Source organism: uncultured Acetobacterium sp., from assembly GCF_927416815.1.
GTDB lineage: Bacteria > Bacillota > Clostridia > Eubacteriales > Eubacteriaceae > Acetobacterium.
Genome location: NZ_CAKMJU010000010.1, coordinates 1 through 21,626, shown reverse-complemented (window position 1 = coordinate 21,626; position 21,626 = coordinate 1). Strand labels below are relative to the sequence as shown.

17 protein-coding genes and 1 other RNA gene are annotated in these 21,626 nt (G+C 45.1%); 14 read left to right on the top strand and 4 right to left on the bottom strand.

Annotation, left to right across the window (positions count from 1 at the left end):
• Positions 1-19: 19 nt before the first annotated feature.
• Complete coding sequence (locus tag QZ998_RS01920) at positions 20-1,156, bottom strand: alanine/ornithine racemase family PLP-dependent enzyme (RefSeq protein ID WP_296557563.1); 1,137 nt, start codon at positions 1,154-1,156, stop codon at positions 20-22.
• A gap of 398 nt (positions 1,157-1,554) precedes the next feature.
• Here QZ998_RS01920 and leuS point away from each other — a divergent pair, with 398 nt between their 5' ends.
• A complete protein-coding gene (leuS, locus tag QZ998_RS01915) occupies positions 1,555-3,966 on the top strand; it encodes a leucine--tRNA ligase (protein WP_296557561.1) in 2,412 nt (803 codons plus the stop codon).
• Positions 3,967-3,973: 7 nt separating this feature from the next.
• Positions 3,974-4,438: a ribonuclease HI gene (locus QZ998_RS01910; protein WP_296557560.1), complete on the top strand. Its 465-nt coding sequence runs from the start codon at positions 3,974-3,976 to the stop codon at positions 4,436-4,438.
• Positions 4,439-4,573: 135 nt separating this feature from the next.
• Here the strand turns inward: QZ998_RS01910 and QZ998_RS01905 are convergent, their stop codons facing one another.
• The 3 genes from QZ998_RS01905 to QZ998_RS01895 form a co-directional block, all read right to left on the bottom strand.
• Positions 4,574-5,419 (bottom strand): DegV family protein, encoded by an 846-nt coding sequence (locus tag QZ998_RS01905; RefSeq protein ID WP_296557558.1) that lies wholly within the window; start codon positions 5,417-5,419, stop codon positions 4,574-4,576.
• A 148-nt stretch (positions 5,420-5,567) separates the two neighbouring features.
• The gene (locus tag QZ998_RS01900) at positions 5,568-6,704 is read right to left on the bottom strand and encodes a glycosyltransferase (RefSeq protein WP_296557556.1); all 1,137 of its coding nucleotides are present in this window, start codon (positions 6,702-6,704) and stop codon (positions 5,568-5,570) included.
• A 94-nt stretch (positions 6,705-6,798) separates the two neighbouring features.
• Positions 6,799-7,581, bottom strand: coding sequence for a PP2C family protein-serine/threonine phosphatase (locus QZ998_RS01895; RefSeq protein WP_296557555.1), 783 nt, complete (start codon positions 7,579-7,581; stop codon positions 6,799-6,801).
• Positions 7,582-7,719: 138 nt separating this feature from the next.
• On the opposite strand from QZ998_RS01895, the gene QZ998_RS01890 reads away from it, so the two are divergent.
• The 12 genes from QZ998_RS01890 (at position 7,720) to ssrA (ending at position 21,569) form a co-directional block, all read left to right on the top strand.
• A complete protein-coding gene (locus QZ998_RS01890) occupies positions 7,720-8,130 on the top strand; it encodes a hypothetical protein (RefSeq protein ID WP_296557554.1) in 411 nt (136 codons plus the stop codon).
• Positions 8,131-8,198: 68 nt separating this feature from the next.
• Positions 8,199-9,134: a TIGR01212 family radical SAM protein gene (locus tag QZ998_RS01885; RefSeq protein ID WP_296557553.1), complete on the top strand. Its 936-nt coding sequence runs from the start codon at positions 8,199-8,201 to the stop codon at positions 9,132-9,134.
• A gap of 5 nt (positions 9,135-9,139) precedes the next feature.
• Positions 9,140-9,943, top strand: a complete 804-nt coding sequence (locus tag QZ998_RS01880) for a GTP pyrophosphokinase family protein (protein ID WP_296557552.1) — start codon at positions 9,140-9,142, stop codon at positions 9,941-9,943.
• 84 nt (positions 9,944-10,027) lie between these two features.
• Positions 10,028-10,765: a YebC/PmpR family DNA-binding transcriptional regulator gene (locus QZ998_RS01875; RefSeq protein ID WP_296557551.1), complete on the top strand. Its 738-nt coding sequence runs from the start codon at positions 10,028-10,030 to the stop codon at positions 10,763-10,765.
• Positions 10,758-11,441: a peptidoglycan-binding protein gene (locus QZ998_RS01870; protein WP_296557547.1), complete on the top strand. Its 684-nt coding sequence runs from the start codon at positions 10,758-10,760 to the stop codon at positions 11,439-11,441. Before QZ998_RS01875 ends, QZ998_RS01870 begins: the two co-directional genes overlap by 8 nt.
• A 123-nt stretch (positions 11,442-11,564) precedes the next feature.
• Positions 11,565-13,058, top strand: a complete 1,494-nt coding sequence (locus QZ998_RS01865) for an NAD(P)H-hydrate dehydratase (RefSeq protein ID WP_296557545.1) — start codon at positions 11,565-11,567, stop codon at positions 13,056-13,058.
• Positions 13,059-13,217: 159 nt separating this feature from the next.
• Complete coding sequence (locus tag QZ998_RS01860; protein WP_296557544.1) at positions 13,218-14,411, top strand: cation diffusion facilitator family transporter; 1,194 nt, start codon at positions 13,218-13,220, stop codon at positions 14,409-14,411.
• Between the two features lie 71 nt (positions 14,412-14,482).
• Positions 14,483-15,901 carry a tRNA (N6-isopentenyl adenosine(37)-C2)-methylthiotransferase MiaB gene (gene miaB, locus QZ998_RS01855; protein WP_296557542.1) on the top strand — a complete coding sequence of 473 codons (1,419 nt, stop codon included), beginning with the start codon at positions 14,483-14,485 and terminating at the stop codon, positions 15,899-15,901.
• Positions 15,855-18,500, top strand: a complete 2,646-nt coding sequence (mutS, locus tag QZ998_RS01850) for a DNA mismatch repair protein MutS (protein ID WP_296557541.1) — start codon at positions 15,855-15,857, stop codon at positions 18,498-18,500. Before miaB ends, mutS begins: the two co-directional genes overlap by 47 nt.
• Before the next feature lie 16 nt (positions 18,501-18,516).
• A complete protein-coding gene (rnr, locus tag QZ998_RS01845) occupies positions 18,517-20,649 on the top strand; it encodes a ribonuclease R (protein ID WP_296557540.1) in 2,133 nt (710 codons plus the stop codon).
• A 52-nt stretch (positions 20,650-20,701) separates the two neighbouring features.
• Positions 20,702-21,160: an SsrA-binding protein SmpB gene (gene smpB / locus QZ998_RS01840; protein WP_296557539.1), complete on the top strand. Its 459-nt coding sequence runs from the start codon at positions 20,702-20,704 to the stop codon at positions 21,158-21,160.
• A 10-nt stretch (positions 21,161-21,170) separates the two neighbouring features.
• Positions 21,171-21,569: a transfer-messenger RNA gene (ssrA, locus tag QZ998_RS01835) on the top strand.
• The last annotated feature ends 57 nt before the right edge of the window (positions 21,570-21,626 follow it).

Sequence of the window (21,626 nt, the reverse complement as noted above, 5' to 3'; positions counted from 1 at the left end):
TCTCCTTGTCTAATGCGCTTTATATTAATTGGTTAATAACAATTTTGTCAACATAGGATGAGGTGGCGGCGTGAAGCGCTCCGACATAGTCACAGCGGAGGCTGATGATGTCGCCGACCTGATAAGTCATCGCGTAGGTCGTTTCGGCATCACTGACGTCGATGACCAGGTGATCGGAGCTCGAACCGACAATCGTCAGTCCGGGAACGAGTGGGAAAATATGATCCGTATCGGTGTCCTGACGGCCCAGCCCGCAGATCGCCCGGCGTCGGATTCCCTTGTCCTTGAAGCTGGGGATTTCACCAAAGGCGTTGCGGCCGATTTCGCCGACTGGATAGGTGGGTTTGTCCTGCAGCTCGATGATTTCGACATCCAGAATAAAGGCATCCTGATGGAGGTAATCGTAGCAATGATAATAGGCCGATTCGCGGCCAAAAAGGATCACATCACCGAGTCTGAGGTTATTGATTTCAGCCGGGAGTGTTTCATCATCGACGAGATAATAGGCGCTGGAATTACCGCCGGAAATAATTTCGCAGGGGCACTGATATTTTTCTTCGAGCATCGTTTTGACCTTAAAAAAGGCGCCAAAGGTATGGGGGTTAGGGATGGTCGCGCCGACACAGGTGGCGTTAGTGGCGATGCCGCGCAAGCTGATGTTTGTCATCGCCGCAATTTCCTCAAAATCCTGATCCAGTTTTGCAAAAGATGCCAAAACCAAGGCCTCAATTTCGGCTTTTACCGGATTGTCGTTACCGATAAAAAGACCTTCACGAAGATCGCCAAGGTCAAGCATGTAGAGGATGCCGTGGGTTTTGCCCTGCGCCTTAGCCGCCTGGTTTAATAGCCGGATGGTTTTGATTTCGCTGTTTAATGACAGCGTAGCGTAGGCAACGGTATGATTGACCTCGCTCGGCATCGGCACCCGGATTAGCCATTTTTCACAAGCCAGCGGAGCCAGATTTTTGAGATTGTTAATCCGGGAATCGCCAATTGAGGTGGCGCCACCGTCCAGGAAGGCCTGGGCAATTTCTAAGTTGCCACCGGTACACTTGGTGACGGCGGTGACCGCAACTCCCAATTTTTTAGTCCGTTTTATAATCGCTTTGGTATTTTCGAGTATTTTTTGTTTGTTGATTTTAAGTAAGGGATACATAAATGCTCCTTTGCAGTTTCTATGACTAAAAGGTCATAGATTAAATTATACCATAAGCGAAAAAAAAGCACAAATCATTGACAGCGCATCGCCCCTTATTTATAATGAGGGATGAAGATCATTTAGGAGACCGAAAAAAGTTCGTCCCTTATCGGGGAACGGATTTTTTTTTCGCAGTCGTCAAGCCTGGGAATCAGAAAAATGGCGAAAATCCGTTTTAGGATTCGGTTATTTTTTATATCTTTTATATACGATATCGGGTAGATACGATATCGATAGTCGGTAAAGATCACCGGAACCGATATTCAGAAAATCTAGAAAGCAAGGCTCACCATCGTTTCTTATTGATCAGTGGTAAATGATCAGTAGAAACGGGCAAACGAGCAAATGGAGGAAATATGTCAACATATCAGCATAAAAAAATAGAAGCACACTGGCAGCAGTATTGGGAAGAAAATGAGACCTTTCGGATGGAAGAAAACTCAAACAAAGAAAAATTTTACGGGTTGGTTGAATTTCCTTATCCATCGGGAATAGGTCTCCACGTTGGTCATGTGCGAGCCTATACATCGCTAGAAGTAATCGCCCGAAAAAGGCGGATGGAAGGCTTTAATGTGCTCTTTCCAATCGGCTGGGATGCCTTTGGATTACCGACCGAAAATTACGCCATTCAAACTGGTCGTCATCCCCGGGAAGTAACCGATGAAAACATTAAGGTCTTTACCAATCAGCTAAAACGGATTGGCTATGCCTTTGACTGGGATAAGGAGATCGATACGACCGATCCCAAGTACTATAAATGGACTCAATGGATATTTTTACAGCTGTTTAAGCATGGGCTGGCCTTTAGAGACCGCACCTATGTCAATTTTTGTAATGGCTGTAAGGTGGTGTTGGCCAACGAAGATTTCCGCGATGGCAAGTGTGACCGGTGCGGCAGTGAAGTGGTGCAACTCGAAAAAGACGTGTGGTTTTTAAAAATCAGAAACTATGCGGAAGAACTGCTTAAAGGTTTGGATGACGTTGATTATCTGCCGCGGATTCGACTGGAGCAGGAAAACTGGATTGGCAAATCGGTCGGTGCCGAGGTCGATTTCAACATCGCCGGTTACGACAAAACGCTGCGGGTATTTACGACCCGTCCCGACACCCTTTTTGGAGCGACCTTTATGGTTATCGCGCCTGAACATCCGCTGATTAATGAGCTGTCAGAGTCGATCACCAATCTCGCTGAACTGGTCGATTATCAGGAACAGGCCAAACGAAAAACCGAATTTGAGCGGGTTCAGCTGGCCAAGGATAAAACCGGAGTGCGAATCTTAGGCATCCAGGCGATTAATCCGGTGACCAACACCGAGATCCCCATTTTTATCGCCGATTACGTCATGATGGGCTACGGCACCGGTGCGATTATGGCCGTGCCTGGTCATGATAACCGCGACTGGGATTTTGCCAAGAAATTTGACCTGCCGATCATTGAAGTCATCAAGGGTGGGGATGTCAGCGAAGCCGCCTACACCACGACCGATACCGGTGAAATGGTTAATTCCGGCTTTTTAAACGGGCTGGAAGTCAAGGATGCGATCCAGAAAACAATCGACTTCCTGGAACATGAAAAATTGGGTAAACGAACCATAAATTATAAAATGAAGGACTGGGCCTTTAACCGACAGCGCTATTGGGGCGAACCGATTCCGATTATTCATTGCCCAAAATGCGGAATGGTAGCAGTGCCCGAAGATCAGCTGCCGCTGGAATTACCGATGGTGGAAAGCTACACCCCCACCGATACCGGAAAATCACCGCTGTCTAACATCCCCGAATGGTACCAAACCACCTGTCCGGAATGCGGCGGGGCAGCAGAACGGGAAACCGATACGATGCCTCAGTGGGCGGGCTCCAGCTGGTATTTCCTACGCTACTTTGACAACAAGAACGACGACGCCTTTGCCTCCCCGGAAAAACTGAAATATTGGATGCCAGTCGACTGGTATAACGGCGGCATGGAACACGTCACAAGGCATCTGCTTTACTCCCGCTTCTGGCATCAGTTCCTCTTTGATATCGGCTGTGTGCCAGTACGCGAGCCCTATGCCAAACGAACCGCTCAGGGTCTGATTCTAGGCAACGACGGCGAAAAAATGTCAAAGTCCAAGGGCAATGTGGTCAACCCCAACGTGATCATTGAAGAGTTTGGAGCCGATACCCTAAGAACCTATATTATGTTTATCGGTGATTATGAAAAATCAGCTCCCTGGTCAGATAACGGTGCTAAAGGTTGTCGCCGCTTCCTCGATCGGGTCTGGAAACTTCAGGAGATGGTCAGTGATGAAGCCGGTTACGGCAAAGCGCTAGAAACCTCGATTCATAAAACCATTAAAAAAGTCAACGATGATTATGAAGAAATGAAATACAACACCGCGATTGCGGCACTGATGACCTTGCTAAATGAGTTTAATCGCGTTGGCGCAATTACCAGAGATGCCTTTAAGACATTTTTGCAATTGCTTTATCCGGTCGCTCCCCATATCAGTTCCGAAATTTGGCAAAATATGGCAATGGGCGGAGCACTTGATGATGCCGCCTGGCCGCACTATGACGAAGCTAAAACCGTCGATGATGTGATTGAGATGGCGGTTCAGATTAACGGCAAGGTGCGTGGGACGATTACGATTCCGGTTGACGCCGATAAGGATCAAGCCAAGGTCATTGCCCTGGCTCAGGAAAATATTCAGGCCTATACGCAAGGTAAAACCATTGTCAAAGAGATTTATGTCCCCGGAAAGATTTTTAATATCGTGGTAAAATAGGCAGATCATGAAAGTAATTCATCTCTATACCGATGGCGGTTGCCGTGGCAATGGCAAAGAAGGGGAGAATCTCGGCGCCATTGGCGGCGTCCTGATTTATCCCGAAAAGAACGTCACAAAAGAGTATAAGCGGGCCTATGAAAACACCACCAACAACCAGATGGAGCTGTTGGCGGTGATTGAAGGCTTAAAGTTATTAAAGGAACCTTGTGAGGTGCATATTTTTAGCGATTCTGCTTATGTTGTCAATGCCTATCTACAAAATTGGATTGGCGGCTGGAAAGCCAAGAACTGGAGTCGCGGAAAAGCCGGCGCCTTGAAAAACCGCGAGATCTGGATCGAACTGGACCAACTGGTCAATCGTCATAAGGTGACCTTTCACAAGGTTAAAGGCCATGCTGATAACCCCTATAATAATCAAGCCGATTTATTAGTCAATCAGGCCATGGATGAGTACCGCTTTTCTGATTAAAGCAAAGCGTAAAAAAATAAAATAAAAGATAATATAAAAACAAAAAGCCAAAAAGACTTAAACCAGAAATCAGGTTTAAGTCTTTTTATTGTGATGAAAAGCGATAAATGTAATAAACTTAGCAAAAACACGTCTTTAAAAGGCCATTAACAGTCCCTTATCGTTGGAATAGTAAGTCGTTAAGCCGTGCATCGGGAAGATATAGATTTCATTGAGATCAAACCGTTTCTCCAGTAGATCTTTAAGGATCTCAGCCTGGCTGAGATTGTTGCAATGGGTAATCACGACTGGAAACTGGGGCTGGATTTTAACCTTATCCTCGACCATATTGGCAAGACTAGACAGGGCTTTTTTGATGCCGCGAGCCTTGCTAACCAGTTGAATTTCGCCCTTATCATCGGATCTGAAAATGGGCATAATTGAGAGCACTGAAGCAACTGCGCCAGCAACCCGGTTCATCCGGCCGCTTTTTACCAAATTGGAAAGATCCTGGAGTAAAAAACGGAGGTTTAAGGTCTCAAGATAGGCGGCCAGTTTATCGCTGATGGTGTCAAAATCGATATCGCCAGCTTTGATCATATCACGAAGCTTCATCACCATTAAAATCATCAGCGGTGAGGTTGAATGGGTGTCAAACAAGCTGATTTTCAGGGAAGCATCTTCTTCGAGTACCATGTCTTTGGCCACTCGGGCACTGTTATAGGTGCCACTTAAGCCTGAAGTCATGGTGATCACATAGCTTTCTTTGTTTTTTCGAAGTTCAGTGGCAAAATCTTCAGGGGAGGGGCAGGACGAAGAGCTCGCCGTTTTTTCAGCCTTCATGGCGGCAATCAATTCTTTGGTGTTCAGGGTTTCATCATCTATAAATTCGCGATCGCCGACGATAATTTTCAAAGGAACGAGTGAAAAATCAATACCGTCCTTGTCCAGAAAATCTTTTGGCAAATCACATGAGCTGTCACTGATAATTCGTGGTTTCACATTAATTTCCTCTTTTCAATCATTTATCTCTTGAGATTTATTTTACTACGCTGACCAACTGTTCGGCCAACAGTTACTTTCAATGTACATTCAACGGATCTGATAAGTCAATATTAAATCATTTTGCTTAAAACGATCTTTTGCTGTCTTAAATCGATTCGGTCAAGTATGTTATGTTATCAGGCATATATAATTGGCTTAGAACATCCTGACTGATCAGACTGGTAGCATGACCATTGAAGATCTTGCCAAGACTGTTCTTCATTGAAAAACGTTTGATATCATTATCCTTGAGGGCATCAATGGCCAGCACCAGCTCGGTAAAGTTATGGGCGACAACGGCCGCACCCTGCTGTTTAAACCACTGGGCATTTTCGCCTTCCTGACCAGGAGTGGGATTGTATAAGATTACCGGAATTTTTTTTGTTACTACCTCGCTAAGCGTAATTCCTCCGGGCTTGGTCACCATTAAATCACCGATCGAATAGAATTCATGAATATCCGGAACGAAACCAAAAATCTTAGTATTGGCCAAATTTTCCATTTCAAGTTCGCGTTGCAGACTCTGATTTTTTCCGCAAACGACAACGGTCTGGAGCTTATCCATCTGATCGGTACGTTGACAGATTTCTTTGATGTTTTTTAGAACCCCATAGGTTCCGGCAAAGATAATCAGAATTTTTTTATCGGGGTCGAGATCGTATTTACTGACGATGGTATTACGATTTTCCTGGGCATAAAAGGCATCACGCAGGGGAATTCCGGTTTTCAAGATCTTTTCCTGGGGAATCCCTTCCTCTAGCAGCGTAGCTTCAACATTTTCGCAGGCCACATAATAGCGGTCAATGTCCTGATGGATCCAGGGCTTGGGAATGCAAAAATCGGTGACGACCGTAAAAAGCTTGATATGCGGATAGTTTTCTTTTTTCAGGATTGCGGAAATGGTATAGCCGTAGGTGTTAATAATACAGTCCGGCTTGAATTTCGCAATCATTTTTAATAAGGCTTTACTGGTTAGATGCCAGAGGTTGTACATAAATTTATTATGGGCATATTCTTCGACGTCGTAATAGACGCGTTCGTAAAAACTACTGCCGATCGAATAAGAAAGCAAATAGGATTTTTCAATCATCCGGTTAAGCGTCGGATTCGTTTCATTGAAAAGATCCTGGACTGAGACAAGATGCCCCCGGGATTCGAAGCTTTCTTTAAGGGTTTGGGCTACCATTTTATGGCCAGACCCGTGGGAACAGGTTAAAATTAGTATTTTTTTGGGTTTTAACATGGTAATCCGTCCTTTCTGGAGATGATTTGTAAAAGTCTCCAAATAACATCATACCATTAGTTTAGCCAGAAATGATTAAATTTCGATTAGAAAACTAATCATCAACTTCAATCCCTAAAACACAGATATCATCAGACGGAGCCAGATCCTCTTTAAATTCAATACAGGCATCGATGATGTGATTGCCGATCAGATTAATCGGAGAATCGGCGTTTTCTTTAATGACCGATACCACGCGCTCAATCGTAAACTCTTCCTCTTGGGGGTTTTTCGCATCGACCAGTCCATCCGTAAAGAGCAGCAGTTTGTCACCGCTTGTAAAACTGATGCGCATATCAAAATAGTGCATGGTCGACATAAATTGCTGTAAACCCAGCATTGGCAGATTGGGTTTGAGCAATTCAACCTGATGATTGAATCTCAGCAGCACCGCATCGGGGTGACCGGCATTGGCATAGTACAAAACCCCAGCTTCTGGATCTAAGACCAGGGCAATGGCGGTAAAAAAGGTATTATCCATTTGCTGACAAATGTCTGATTCAATCTGTTTTAAGATCAGGCTGGGGGATTGATTAATACTAGGGTCTTTCATGGTATAGGAATAACTGAGTTTGATCATGCTGGTGATCATCGCGGCATCAATCCCATGGCCGGTCGCATCGGCGATTAAAAGGCTGATTTTCCCGTTTTCCAGAAAATGAAAATCATAAAAATCACCGCCAACTTTTCGAAAAGGTCGTAGATAACTAAAAAAATGATAATCATCCGAGACAAATGACCCGGGGGAAGGAATAATCTTACGCTGAAGGTTCTGGGCGAATTCTAACTGCTTATCAAAAAGAGACACAAGGGCTTCATAGTGATCCGAACTATTCAAACGGTGACCTCCTGAAGGTTAATTTTTTTTATTATAGCACATTATTTTGAAATGTTATGCTGATTTCTTTAAAAACGATTGAAATTATTGATACTTACCTTTATAATGAAGTTATCAATATGAAATGAGGTGTCTAAAATGATTGAGTTTGTATACGGTTCAAAAGGAAGCGGAAAAACTAAGAAGATGATTGACATGGCAAACGCTGCACTGGAGACCTGCGAAGGGGATATCATTTTTTTAAATGACAGAGACAAATATCGAGTAAAAGTAGATACTAAAATCAGATTCACAAACCTGGAGGAGTTTGGCATCGCGGGAGTAGATCAACTGTTTGGCTTTATTAGCGGAGTTATCGCAGAAAATTATGATGTAAAAAATGTTTTTATCGATAATACATTAAGACTAATTGATTATCAGACACCAGCGGACATTTGTCGGATTGTCGAGAAAATCCAACAGATTAACGAGAAGCATGATATCAAATTTATAATCAGCTTAAGCTGTGATAAAGAAGAATTACCGGAATGTGTTACAAAATTAATATAAAAAATTTCAGACGAACCTGATTATAAATCAAACGGGTTCGTCTGTTTAATCTTATTAAGGAAAAAATAATGACAGAAAATCCGTATCATATCTATTCAGTTTGGCTTAAGGAACACTATGGCGAAAAGGTTTATAAGATTCCGATCAATATTCCGGTAAGCTGTCCGAATCGTGATGGCACAAAAGGAGCCGGCGGCTGTGTCTATTGCGGGGCTAAAGGCGGGGGCAACGAAACCTTGTCTGATCTCTTGTCGGTGTCAGAGCAGCTCGAAAGAAATATTGCCTATATCGGCAAACGTTACCATGCCAAAAAGTTTATCGCCTATTTTCAGAGTTTTTCCAATACCTACTGTGACTTTTCGGATTTTTGCAAATGGATTCGGGAAGCGATCCGTCCGGATGTCGTGGAGATTTCGATTTCTACTCGTCCGGATTGCATCACCGATGAACAACTTAAATTCTTAGAGACGATCAAAAATGAGCAGGCTATCGAGATTACCATTGAACTGGGATTGCAAACCGTCAATGAAGAAACCCTGAAGATCATTAACCGTGGGCATACCCTGGCTGATTATCAGCAGGCGATGGGGCGGATCAAAGAAGCCAGTCTGTTAAGTTGTACCCACATGATTCTGGATTTGCCTTGGGATGACAAAGAAGACGTTTACAATGGTGCGCTGATGCTATCACAACAGGGCAGTGATTTTGTCAAGTGTCATAGTTTATACATTGAGAAAAATACCCTGTTACAAGAGTGGTATGAGCAAAAAAAAGTCACCCTGCTAACAAAGGATGAATATATCGACAGGGCAATCCTGTTTCTGGAGTATCTCGATCCACAGATTGTGATCCAGCGGCTAATTGGCCGGGCACCAAAAGAAGATTCGGTAATCACCAACTGGAATACCAGCTGGTGGAAAATTAAGGACGAGCTTGAGGCTCGCATGAAGCAGGAAAATAATTACCAGGGAAGTAAATTTTCTGGGATGAATAAGATGAGGTAGAGTCCTTGGGAACTAAATATTGGCAGGAGTTTCTCATTCCCTATAATCAGGCAGTGGATGAGATCGTCTTAAAATTTGCAAGTTTAAAAGAGCAATACGAAAAAATTGGCGAATATTCACCGATTGAGTCTGTTTACGGTCGGGTCAAGAGCGTCGCCAGCATTCTCGAAAAAATTAATAAGTATGGGGTCGATATCGAAGCCCTTGAAGAAACGATCCAGGATATTGCCGGGATTCGGATTATGTGTCAGTTTGAGGCTGATATTTACGAGGTCGTCGAATTGATCCGGAAAAGATCGAATTGTGATATGGAAGTCGTCAAGGTAAAGGATTATCTTAGTGAAGCGAAGCCCAGTGGCTACAAAAGCTATCATCTGATCATCCGTTACCCTGTTTTTTGTGTGTCAGGAAGTCAATCGGTATTAGTAGAGATTCAGATCCGTACCCTGGCGATGAATTTTTGGTCGATTATTGAACATTCCTTAAATTATAAGTATAAGGAAAATATTCCTGAAGCGATCAAAGCACGATTGATTAACGCTGCCAATGCCGTCAACGATGTCGATCGGGAGATGGCATCAATTCGTGAGGAAATTCAAAGCGCCCAGCGGCTGTTTGGGCTTAAATCGAGTCTGGTTACCAGTATTCTTGATAATATCGGGCATTTGTATAAGCTTAATCACGGCGGCAAAGCTTCCCATTACGAAAAGATTTTTGATGATCTTTTTGCTCAGGAAGATCTGATTCAGCTGATCTTGCTGAGAAAAGAATTAGAATCCGAAGTCAATAAGATTGAGGCTGAAGTTTAAGAAATAAAAAAAATCTTTGTGAAAAAAGGACAATATGTTATAATAGCAAATTGTAAATAAGATAAATATTCAAGGAGGTTGTCGATGTCTGGACATTCAAAATGGTCAACTATTAAACACAAAAAAGGAAAAGCAGATGCGAAACGCGGTCAAATTTTTACCAAGTTAGCAAAATATATTGCGGTGGCATCCCGGGAGGGTGGCAGCGATCCGGAAATGAACGCAAAATTAAAAGAAGCGATCGTTAAAGCGAAGGCAGCCAATATGCCCAATGAAAATATCGATCGGGCCGTAAAAAAAGGTGCCGGCGAATTACAAGGTAGCGTCTATGAAGAAATAACCTACGAAGGTTACGGACCAGGTGGGGTTGCGGTGATTGTTGAAACCCTGACCGATAATAAAAATCGCACCGCTGGTGATGTCCGCCACGCCTTAGATAAGAATGGTGGGAACTTGGGTACCAGTGGTTGCGTTGGCTTCCTGTTTACCAAAAAAGGTCAGATCATGATTGAAAAAACGGATGACCTTGATGAAGAGGCGCTGATGATGTTAGCCCTCGATGCTGGCGCAGAAGACATTGAAACCGCTGACGAAGGCTACGAAATCAGCGCCGAACCGGCGGATTTTGGACAAGTCTGTGATGCCTTGAAACAAGAGGGCTACGAACTGGCCTCAGCCGAAATTGCGATGATCCCATCGACTGAAGTTGAGCTGACAGACCCTACTGAAATCAAAAAAATGCTGAAAATGATCGATATGTTTGATGATAATGAAGATGTTCAGGCAGTTTGGCACAACTGGACAGGTGAGGCTGATGAATAAGCAAACCCCTTTCAAGCGGTTAAAAGATGTAGTGCTTTATATTGTCTTAACACTTTTTCTGATCTTTTTAACCTCCTCCTTTGTCATTGAAGATGTATATTCGGCGGCTGATCAGCTCTCGATGGAAGAAAATGGCATTTCTGATATTTACTCGATTGCAGTTGGCATGAAGCCGGCAAACCTGACCGTCAATGCCGATAAAGATGATGAAGATCAGAAAACAACTGAAATCAAGACCGATGACGGCACCACCATTGTGATTACCGAATATACGCTCGGGGATAAAAATGATGAGATTCTGGAGTATCAGCAAATTTTATATTCGCTGGGATTTTTAATCAGTTCGCCATCAAATGAATTAACCGAAGACGTTCAAACAGCGATAAAAACCTATCAGGCGATGAAGGGTCTCGAACAAACCGGCAAGCTCGATCGTTCGACGATTATTTCACTGGTTGCCGAAGACATTAAATTTGAAAAAGGTGATAGCGGCAAGGTGCTGCAAACCTATCAGCAAATTTTAGTCAAGCAAAACTATCTGGCGGCTGAGTCAGCCACGGGATCCTTTGATGATGCCACCGAAGCGGCAGTTATGGCTTTTCAAAAAGCCAACGGGATTTCCGAAACCGGAAAAATCGATGCCAAGACCATCAAAGCATTAGATGCCTTACGATAAAGCGATAATAAGACCACGGCGCCAAAATTGGCAACCGTGGTCTTATGCTTTACAAAAGATTTCTATTTGGTATAATGACAATAATCTTTAGATTATTTTTACATGTAGGAAAAGAGGAAGGAAATGAAGGTTGTTACACCAAAAGAAATGGTTATTATGGATCGCCATGCCATTACAGCAGGTACCCCCAGCGTTTTATTGATGGAACGGGCCGGTCATGCCTGTGCCGAAATTATTAAGGAAGATCTTGACGATGATGCCCAGGTTATTATTCTTTGCGGACCAGGCAATAACGGTGGCGATGGACTGGTGATCGGCCGGTCATTAATTGAAGATGGCTACACCGTACATCTTTTTTTAACCGTAGCAGCAACAATGTTGTCTGAGGACAGTCTTATCGCTCTGAAACGACTCGAAGAGAAAAACATCCCGATCCGAACACTGCAAGATGAGTCGGATCTTGAGGATCTCAGTTTGATGTTAAAACGTGCTACCGAGGTCATCGATGCAATTTTTGGAACTGGCCTGGTGGAAAAAGAAATACCACAGCATTACCATAGAATTTTTGATCTGATTAATCAATGCGAGAAAAAAATAATTGCCATTGATATCCCATCGGGTCTGCGGGGGGATATTGGTCTGACCCTTGGCAATGGTATTTTTGCCGATAAGACGATTGTGATTCAGAATTATAAAACTGGCTGTTTGCTCAATGACGGGCCTGATTACACCGGCGATACCGTTCTGATTGATATTGGGATTGATGAAAACAGTATTCCCAATGAAAAATACTATACCCAGGAAAGCGATTTAAAATTCCCTCAAAAGCGTAAGAAAAACACCCATAAATACGACTATGGTTCGGTGGTGGTGATTGCCGGTTCTAAGGGTATGAGTGGCGCTGGGATTCTTTCCATTGAAGGCGCCTTAAAAAGTGGCGGTGGCCTGGTAACTTGTTATGTTCCCCAGGATATTTATATTCCGGTAGTTGCCCGGGCACCGGCCGAAGCCCTGATTAAAACCTATGATTGTAATATTACCGCTGACGATATTAAGCATGACCGTAAAAAGGTGATCTTGATCGGACCGGGAATTGGTCGAGCCAAGAATTACAGCTTTATTTTAGAGCATTTGTTAGAAGGCAGCCTGCCGGTAGTGATTGATGCCGACGGCATCCACCATCTGACAGTTGTCGGGGATGCCCTCAAAGAGTCCAAAACGCCAGTGGTCATCACCCCCCATTTTGCTGAGTTTTCGCAGCTAATCGATGTCCCGCGGGAAGATATCCTAAGAGACCCGATTGGTTATGGCCAGCGGTTTGCCACCGAATATCAGGTGGTCGTGGTTTTAAAGGGCTACCGAACGATGGTTTTTGGAACCAATGGCGAAATCTGGTTTAACTCGACCGGGAATCCGGGGATGGCGACCGGCGGCAGCGGCGACGTACTGGCCGGAATGATTGCCGGTATTGCTGGCCAGAATGTTAATCTCTTTGAAGCTGCCCGCGCTGGGGTCTTTTATCATGGCAAGGCGGGAGATTATTATGCCAGCCGCTTTGGCCAAAGCACCTTGACCGCCCACAGCATCATTGAATCCTTAAAGTATGTTCTAAAATAAACAGCAAAATAGAAAAATCCTGGCAAGTCCGGGATTTTTTTTCGCTTTGTTTTGTGATTTAATGATTTTAGGTTATAATATCTAAATAGACAGTTTCAGTCGCATTTGAGGGTCTTTGTGGCCTGCAAGAAATAAATTAAGACAGAAAGGTTAGCGCTTGTGACAAATATTTTAATTAAAAAACTGATAAAAAACTATCATAATACCGGTAATTCCCGAGTTCGGGAGAACTACGGCAAACTGGCCAGCATCATGGGGATTGGCTCTAACCTAATGCTTTTTATCATCAAAATAATCGTTGGCCTGCTGTTTAACAGCATTTCCATTACCGCCGATGCGGTTAATAATCTATCTGATTCTGGCGCATCACTCGTTACCCTGCTGGGCTTTAAGTTGTCGGGCAAGCCGGCCGATGCCGACCACCCCTTTGGTCATCAGCGGATGGAATATATTTCCGGCCTGATCGTTTCATTTATAATTCTTTTCTTAGGACTTCAGCTGATTCAAGGTTCGATTGAGAAAATTCTGAGTCCGGAACCGCCGCAGTTTAGCATGATCACCGTGGCAGTGCTGCTGATTGCGATTTTAATTAAGCTCTGGCAATGTTTGTTTTACCGAAAAATCGGCAAGACGATTAATTCATTGACCCTGTTAGCGACTGCGATTGATAGTCGCAACGATATCATGGCGACTTCAGCCGTACTGATCGCCATGATTGTCACCTATTTAACTGGTTTTGATCTGGATGGTTATATGGGGGTGGTGGTGGCGGTGTTTATTATCATCAGCGGCATTAATCTGGTTCGTGAAACGATCAGCCCGCTACTGGGAACCGCGCCATCCAAAGAATTAGTCGATCAGATCTATACAAAAATTCTCGGATATGAACATATCATCGGCCTTCATGATTTGATGATCCATAACTATGGCGAATCCAAAACCTATGCTTCGGTACACTGCGAGGTTCCTGCCGAACTCAACTGCCTGATCAGCCACAGCGTGATTGACAAGATTGAGCGGGACTTCTTAAAAGATCTGGATATCCATCTGATTATTCATTTAGACCCGGTTATCACCAACGACGAAAAAACCAATGCCTTACAAGAACAGGTCGAACAGACCATTGCAGCGATCTCACCGGAGATTCACATTCATGATTTTCGGGTAGTTTGGGGGTTTGACCACTCCAATTTGATTTTTGATGTGGTGGTTCCCTTTGATGTTGAGTGGAGCGATGAGGAACTGACCCTGATGATAGCCAATGAAATTTATAAAATAAATCCGACCTACCACGCCGTTATTACCATTGATTACAACCACTATGTTCCCAATGAGGATGAATTAGATCTCTAAAAGCGCTATCGAAGTTTAACAGTATAAAATAACAACAATATTTAGTCAAATCTTAGGAGAAACAAAATAGCATGAGCAAAAAAAAATCGGCAACACGAATTTTAAACAACCCCTCGCGCAGCTTTCGAATTTTTACCTTCGGATGCCAGATGAACGAAAACGACTCGGAAAAAATATCCGGTATGCTAAAGGCGCTGGGCTATGTCGAAGAAATGGACGTCAACAAGGCCGGCCTGGTAATTCTTAACACCTGTTCGGTTCGCGAAAACGCCGATGAACGGGTTTTTGGCAATATTGGCAGCTATAAAACCGTTAAGAAAAAAAATCCCGATTTAATTCTGGCAGTTTGCGGTTGTATGATGCAGCAGCCAGAAATTGTCAATCAGATTGTCACCAAGTATCCCCAGGTAGACCTGGTTTTTGGCACCCATAATCTCCATCAATTTCCCGAATTGCTCAATAATTATCTGGTTAATGGCAATCGGTTAGTGGAAGTCTGGGACGATTCGGACACGATTGTCGAAGATCTGCCAGTTGACCGTAAATATCCCTTTAAGGGCTTTGTCACGATCATGAATGGCTGCAACAATTTCTGTACCTACTGCATTGTCCCCTACACCCGTGGTCGTGAAGTCAGCCGCCAGCCGGATAAGATTATTGAGGAGGTAAAAGCCCTGGTAGCCGATGGCTGTGTCGAGATCACCCTCTTAGGACAAAACGTCAATTCCTACGGCAACGATCTCGGCGAGGCGGTTAATTTTGCCGCTTTGCTGCGAGACCTCAACACCATTGACAAGCTTACGCGAATCCGCTTTATGACCTCCCATCCGAAAGATCTCACCGATGCCGTCATCGATGCCATTGCTGCCTGCGACAATGTCTGTAACTATATCCATCTGCCGATCCAATCCGGTAGCTCCCGGGTGCTAAAAGCAATGAACCGCAAGTACAGCCAGGAGGATATTCTTGATCGGGTCAGTGCGATTCGCAAAAAAATCCCCGGGGTAGCGATCACCACCGACATTATTGTCGGTTTTCCCGGCGAAACTGAGGAGGACTTTTTAGAAACCCTCAAAGTCATCGAGCTTTGCCAATTTGATTCGGCCTTTACCTTTTTATATTCGATTCGCACCGGCACCCCGGCAGCTACCATGGCAGACCAGATTGCCGATTCAGTTAAGCACGAGCGGATCAACCGCTGCCTCGAAGTGCTCCACCAGATCAGCCATGATATCAATCAAAGCTATCAGGATCAGGTGGTCCAAGTGTTAGTCGAAGAAACTAGCCGCAACAACCCCGAGCGCCTGACCGGACGAACCCGCACTGGTAAGGTCGTCAATTTTGCAGGTGACCAGAAAGACATTGGTACCGAGTTGATGGTAAGGATCACGCAGGCAAAAACCTTTAGTCTGGATGGCGAAAAAATCAGACAGGAGGACAATAATGGCACAGCTCACCCCGATGATGACCCAATACCTGCAACTTCATGAGGAGGTCCCCGATGCGCTGCTATTCTTTCGTCTGGGTGACTTCTATGAAATGTTTTTTGACGATGCCTTAACGGCCTCGCGGGAGTTAGAAATTGCGCTGACCGGCCGTGACTGCGGTTTAGACGAACGGGCGCCGATGTGCGGGGTGCCCCATCATGCCGCTCAGAATTATATCACCCGGCTGGTTGAAAAAGGCTATAAGGTGGCAATCTGCGAGCAGGTTGAAGACCCCAAAGAAGCCAAAGGGATTGTCCGTCGGGAAATTATCCGGGTGATTTCACCGGGCACAATTTCGGAAGGTAAATTGCTGGAATCAAAAAAAAACAATTACCTGATGGCACTCTTTCTGGAAAACAACCAGTTGGGACTGGCCAGCCTGGATGTCTCTACTGGGGATTTTTATGTTACCCAAATTGAAGCCAAAAGCCGGGAACAATGGCTGTCCCACCTGTCCGACGAAATCGGCCGCTTATTACCAGCCGAGGTGATCCTCAATTCGGCGCTGTTTAAAGATAACCAGGCACTGGCAATGATCGAAAATACTTTTGGGATTTTGGCCAGTCTTTATCCGGAAAAATATTTTTCGGTTAAAAGCGGCAGTAAACGGATTACTGATCAGTTTAAGGTCTTTGCCCTCGGCGCCCTCGATCTAGAGCGTCGTGAACATGCCATTGCCGCCGCCGGGGCACTGCTGCTTTATCTCGATGAAACCCAAAAACGGGCGCTGACCCATATTAAAACGATCCGCTATTATAATAGCCGCGATTATATGGTGCTGGATTTATCGACGCGGCGCAATCTCGAGTTGACCCAAACCCTCAGAACCCTCGAAAAAAAGGGTAGCCTGCTGGGGGTGCTGGACAAAACCGTCACCGCCATGGGCGGCCGCACCCTGCGCCGTTGGGTCGAGGCACCGCTACTAAATCGCGATGCGATTCTACAGCGTCAGGCTGGTGTCGCCGCTTTTTATCATAATGCTGCCCAGTTGCCGACTTTTAAAACGATCATGACCAAGGTCTATGATCTGGAACGGCTCTGTGGTAAGCTGGCCTTTGGGACCATCAATCCCCGCGATTTGCTGGCACTCAAGCAGTCGCTAGGGGCGCTGCCGCTGATCCGCGATTTTGTGGCGCTATTGGACTCAGAACAACTGGCTAGCCTGTTTGATCCCACTGACCTACTCACCGATATTTGGACGCAGATTGAAAAATCGATCGATGACCAGGCACCACTAGTGCTTAAAGACGGCCACGTGATTAAAAGTGGCTATCATCAGGAAATCGACGAATTTCGCGAGGCCGCCGAGAAGGGTCAGGACTGGATCCGTGATCTGGAGTGCCGGGAACGCGAACGCACCGGAATAAAAAACCTGAAAGTGAAATATAATCGCGTTTTTGGGTATTTTATAGAAATAACCAAAAGTAATTTTGACCAGGTACCAGAGGACTATATCCGCAAACAGACCCTGGCCAATGCCGAGCGCTATTTTACGCCGGAACTTAAGGAAATGGAAAACAAGATTCTTGGTGCCCAAGAGGGTTTGCTTCGCTGTGAAACTCAGGTGTTTTTGGAAATTCGCGACGGCCTGCTGGCCGAAATCCCGCGAATTCAGGACAAAGCCCGGCAAGTGGCTGAACTCGACGCCATCTATTCGCTGGCTTCCGTGGCCTTGCAAAATCGCTACGTCTGTCCGGAAATTACCACCGATAAAACCCTGCTGATTCAGAATGGCCGTCATCCGGTGGTTGAGGATATGATTGGCACCAATCATTTTATTGGCAATGATTGTCGTCTCAATCAGGATGACCAGCGGATGCTGATTATTACCGGACCCAATATGGCCGGGAAGTCGACCTTTATCCGCCAGGTCGCGATCATTACCTTGATGGCTCAGATTGGTTCCTTTGTGCCGGCGGATGCGGCCGCTATCGGGGTGGTCGATCGGATTTTCACCCGTGTCGGGGCCAGTGATGATCTGGCCAGCGGCCAGAGTACCTTTATGGTGGAAATGACCGAGGTCGCCAATATCTTAAAAAATGCCAGTAGTCGCAGTCTGGTGATCCTCGATGAAATCGGCCGCGGTACCTCTACCTTTGATGGCATCAGCATTGCCTGGGCGGTCGTCGAATATCTCCACAATGACGACAGCATCGGGGCAAAAACCTTGTTTGCCACCCATTACCACGAGCTGACGGAACTTGAAAGCTTAAAACCGGGGATTAAGAATTATAGCATCCGGCTCAAAGAAACGCCGGACGGGGTAATCTTCTTGCGAAAAATTATCCCTGGCCCAGCTGACCAGAGCTATGGCATCGAGGTCGCTAAACTAGCTGGTTTTCCCGCTGGCGTGATCAGACGAGCCCAGGAAATTCTGGGACATCTGGAATCCGGCGAAGATACCTACCGGCAGGAACTGCTAGTCAAGGAACCGCCGATCCTGGATGGTGGAAAAGGTGACCAATTGAATTTCTTTGATGTAGCCAAACGGATGACCGCTGAAGAAGAAGCGGCACTGGGGGTCATTCGGGACTTGAAGATTAATGAAATGAGCCCTATCGAAGTTATGATTGTAATTGATCAATTGCGAAAAAAAATTTAAGGTGATCGGAGAAAATATGAAAACCAAAGAATTAAAACGGATTGTACGACGTTTAATGAATGATAAAAAATATCAGAATATGACCTTTGATCAATTGTCAGACTTTATCGGACTTTCAAAAAAGAAGGATCGGCAAATGCTATCTCATGTCCTCAAAGAGTTAGAAATAAAAGCTAAAGTTGAGAAAGATTGTAACGGGTGCTACCAGAAAACCGATGATTGTCCCAAAATTGTGGGGCTCTTGCGCGGTAATCAGCGCGGCTTTGGCTTTGTCATTCCCGACTATACGATATTTTCCGAAGATGTCTTTATCCCTGAAAAATATCTCCACGGCGCCCTTGATATGGATACCGTGTGGGTGCGCTTAACCTCGAAACCAGGTGACAAAAGACCCGAAGGCGAAGTGGTCGGAATCATCGACCGCGGTCATAAGAAAATCATTGGCCGTTATCAAAAAGGCAAGGGCTTCGGCTTTGTCGTGCCGGATAACGACCGCATCTGCAAGGATATTTTTATTCCTGAACGGCGCGGCAAGAAGGCCGTTAATGGTGATAAGGTGGTTACCCAGATTGTCTCCTGGTCAGATGTTGGAAAAAGCCTGGAAGGCGAAATTTTAGAAATCTTAGGCAGTGAGAATGAACCCGGCATTGACATCCTGTCAGTGCTAAAAGGATATGATATCCCAATGGAGTTTTCTCCTGATGTGGAACGCGAAACCAATCTCTTAAATGATCGAGTCAGCGCCGATGAACTAAAAAAACGCAAGGACCTGAGAGACCAGCAAATCTTTACCATCGATGGCGATGACGCCAAGGATTATGATGATGCGGTCTCGATCCGGAAAAAGAAGAACGGAAATTTTGTCCTGGGCGTCCATATTGCTGATGTCAGCCACTATATCCGCCAGGGTAGCGAGATTGATAAATCGGCATTAGAACGTGGTACCAGTGTCTATGTGGTTGACCGGGTGGTACCGATGCTGCCCTTTAAGCTTTCTAATGATGTCTGCAGTCTGGTGCCCAACAAAGACCGGCTGACCTTCAGCTGTGAAATGGAAATTAATGACAAGGGTAAGGTGGTCGATTATGATATTTTCAAGTCAGTAATCTGTTCCAAAGCCCGGATGACCTATAAAAAAGTCGATGCAATACTCGAAGATCGGCTTGACAAAGCAGCTGATTTAAAACCCTTTCGCAGTGACCTGGTCTTGATGGAGGAGCTTCATGAGATTCTGCGGGTAAAGCGCCGTTTAAACCGCGGTGCCATCAATTTTGATTTTCCCGAAGCCAAGATTATCTTGGATCAACAGGGTTTCCCTGCAGAGATCATCATTGACGAGCGGCTAGTCTCCCACCGGATTATCGAAGAGTTTATGCTGGCCTGCAATGAAACCATTGCCGAGCATGTCTCCAAACTGGATGCACCCTTTATTTTTAGAAACCATCCCGAACCCCATCCCGATAAGCTGGCGGCCTTTCGTACCTTCATTAATCGCTACGGCTTTAAGTTGGGAAAAAATGATGACACGGTACCAACGGGTCACGATTTCCAGCAACTGGTCGCCGACATCGCCGGCAAAAATGAAGAACGGGTGATCACCTTACTGATGCTTAGAACCATGCAGCAGGCTGTTTATGAAGGTCATAATCTCGGTCACTATGCCCTCGGGGCAAGCTTTTACACCCACTTCACCTCGCCGATCCGGCGTTATCCGGATCTGATTGTCCACCGCTATCTGGCCAAGGCGATAACCGGAAAAATCAATAAAAAGTCGCTTGAGTATCTGGAAAAAAATCTTGAATCGGTAGCCAGCCATGCCTCCGAAACCGAGCGCCGGGCTGAAAACATCGAGCGCGAAATTACCAAGCTGAAGATGACCGAGTACATGACTAGGCACCTGGGTGAAGAATTTAGCGGCCGGATCAGTGGCGTCACCTCCTTCGGCTTTTTTGTCGAACTGGAAAATACCATCGAAGGTTTAGTGCGGCTCCAGGATTTAAAGGATGACTTTTACAATTATGATCCGGAACTGCATCAGCATATTGGCGAGCATCGCGGCAAAATATTTAGACTGGGCCAGGAAATTAGAATAAAAGTAGCCAAGGCTGACGTGAGTTCCAAACAAATCGATTTTGAACCTGTTGAATAATTAAGAAAACTATGCTATAATAAAAAACTAGCTAAGAACAGAGGAGTTGCGCATGGGAGAAAATATTAAAATTGTGGCCAAAAACAGAAAAGCACGTCATGATTTTGCCATCGAAGATACCTTTGAGGTGGGTCTGGTTTTATCCGGGACGGAAGTGAAATCAATCCGTGGCGGAAAAGTCAGCCTCAAGGAAAGTTTTGCCGATATCTACAACGGTGAGATTTTCGTTTATCAGATGCATATTGATCCTTATGAACAGGGGAATATCTACAATAAAGACCCCTTGCGCATCCGTAAGCTCCTGATGCATAAACAGCAGATTAGAAAACTGATCGGGCTGAAGCAGCGGGAAGGCTACACTCTGGTACCACTGACGCTTTACTTTAAGGATGGCCGGGTTAAAATGGAACTGGCGCTGGCCAAAGGCAAGAAGCTTTATGATAAGCGTCACGCCATCGCCGAGCGGGACTCCGACCGACGGATTCAAAAGAGTATGCGGCATAGTGGCTAGTTAATTATTTGGGGGCGTACTGGTTTCGACGGGGGTTTTGAAGCTTGAGTAGCGAGTCGATGTTGCTGATCATCGTAAAAAGTGGCACATAAATATAAACGCAAAAACAGAAAAAAGTTACGGGTTAGCTTTAGCAGCGTAATTCGCTCTAAAGTTTAATACTAAGACTTCGCAGCATAATTAATGCTGCACGCCTCCCATCTCAACCTGTGGTTTTGGGTTTCGGCGTTCATTGAAGCAGGGAACCGTTTTTGGTAGTGCCTCGCACCATTAACGATCAAGAGGCTGGTTCCTCTTTTTCTATGTCATTGGAGAAAGAGGGGAATAAGAAAATAAACAATGACTGCACTCGGAGAAGCTCCTGTGAATGGATTTTCGGACGTGGGTTCGACTCCCACCGCCTCCACCAAATAAGAATATAGATTTTGATACAATAAAGGCCGCTTTGTGATGAGGTGGCTTTTGT

Bases quoted from the DNA above. Each gene is read 5' to 3' on its own strand.
- QZ998_RS01920 (WP_296557563.1), bottom strand. From the start codon at position 1,156: ATGTATCCCTTACTTAAAATCAACAAACAAAAAATACTCGAAAATACC.
- leuS (WP_296557561.1), top strand. From the start codon at position 1,555: ATGTCAACATATCAGCATAAAAAAATAGAAGCACACTGGCAGCAGTAT.
- QZ998_RS01910 (WP_296557560.1), top strand. From the start codon at position 3,974: ATGAAAGTAATTCATCTCTATACCGATGGCGGTTGCCGTGGCAATGGC.
- QZ998_RS01900 (WP_296557556.1), bottom strand. From the start codon at position 6,704: ATGTTAAAACCCAAAAAAATACTAATTTTAACCTGTTCCCACGGGTCT.
- QZ998_RS01890 (WP_296557554.1), top strand. From the start codon at position 7,720: ATGATTGAGTTTGTATACGGTTCAAAAGGAAGCGGAAAAACTAAGAAG.
- QZ998_RS01885 (WP_296557553.1), top strand. From the start codon at position 8,199: ATGACAGAAAATCCGTATCATATCTATTCAGTTTGGCTTAAGGAACAC.
- QZ998_RS01875 (WP_296557551.1), top strand. From the start codon at position 10,028: ATGTCTGGACATTCAAAATGGTCAACTATTAAACACAAAAAAGGAAAA.
- QZ998_RS01870 (WP_296557547.1), top strand. From the start codon at position 10,758: ATGAATAAGCAAACCCCTTTCAAGCGGTTAAAAGATGTAGTGCTTTAT.
- QZ998_RS01865 (WP_296557545.1), top strand. From the start codon at position 11,565: ATGAAGGTTGTTACACCAAAAGAAATGGTTATTATGGATCGCCATGCC.
- miaB (WP_296557542.1), top strand. From the start codon at position 14,483: ATGAGCAAAAAAAAATCGGCAACACGAATTTTAAACAACCCCTCGCGC.
- mutS (WP_296557541.1), top strand. From the start codon at position 15,855: ATGGCACAGCTCACCCCGATGATGACCCAATACCTGCAACTTCATGAG.
- rnr (WP_296557540.1), top strand. From the start codon at position 18,517: ATGAAAACCAAAGAATTAAAACGGATTGTACGACGTTTAATGAATGAT.
- smpB (WP_296557539.1), top strand. From the start codon at position 20,702: ATGGGAGAAAATATTAAAATTGTGGCCAAAAACAGAAAAGCACGTCAT.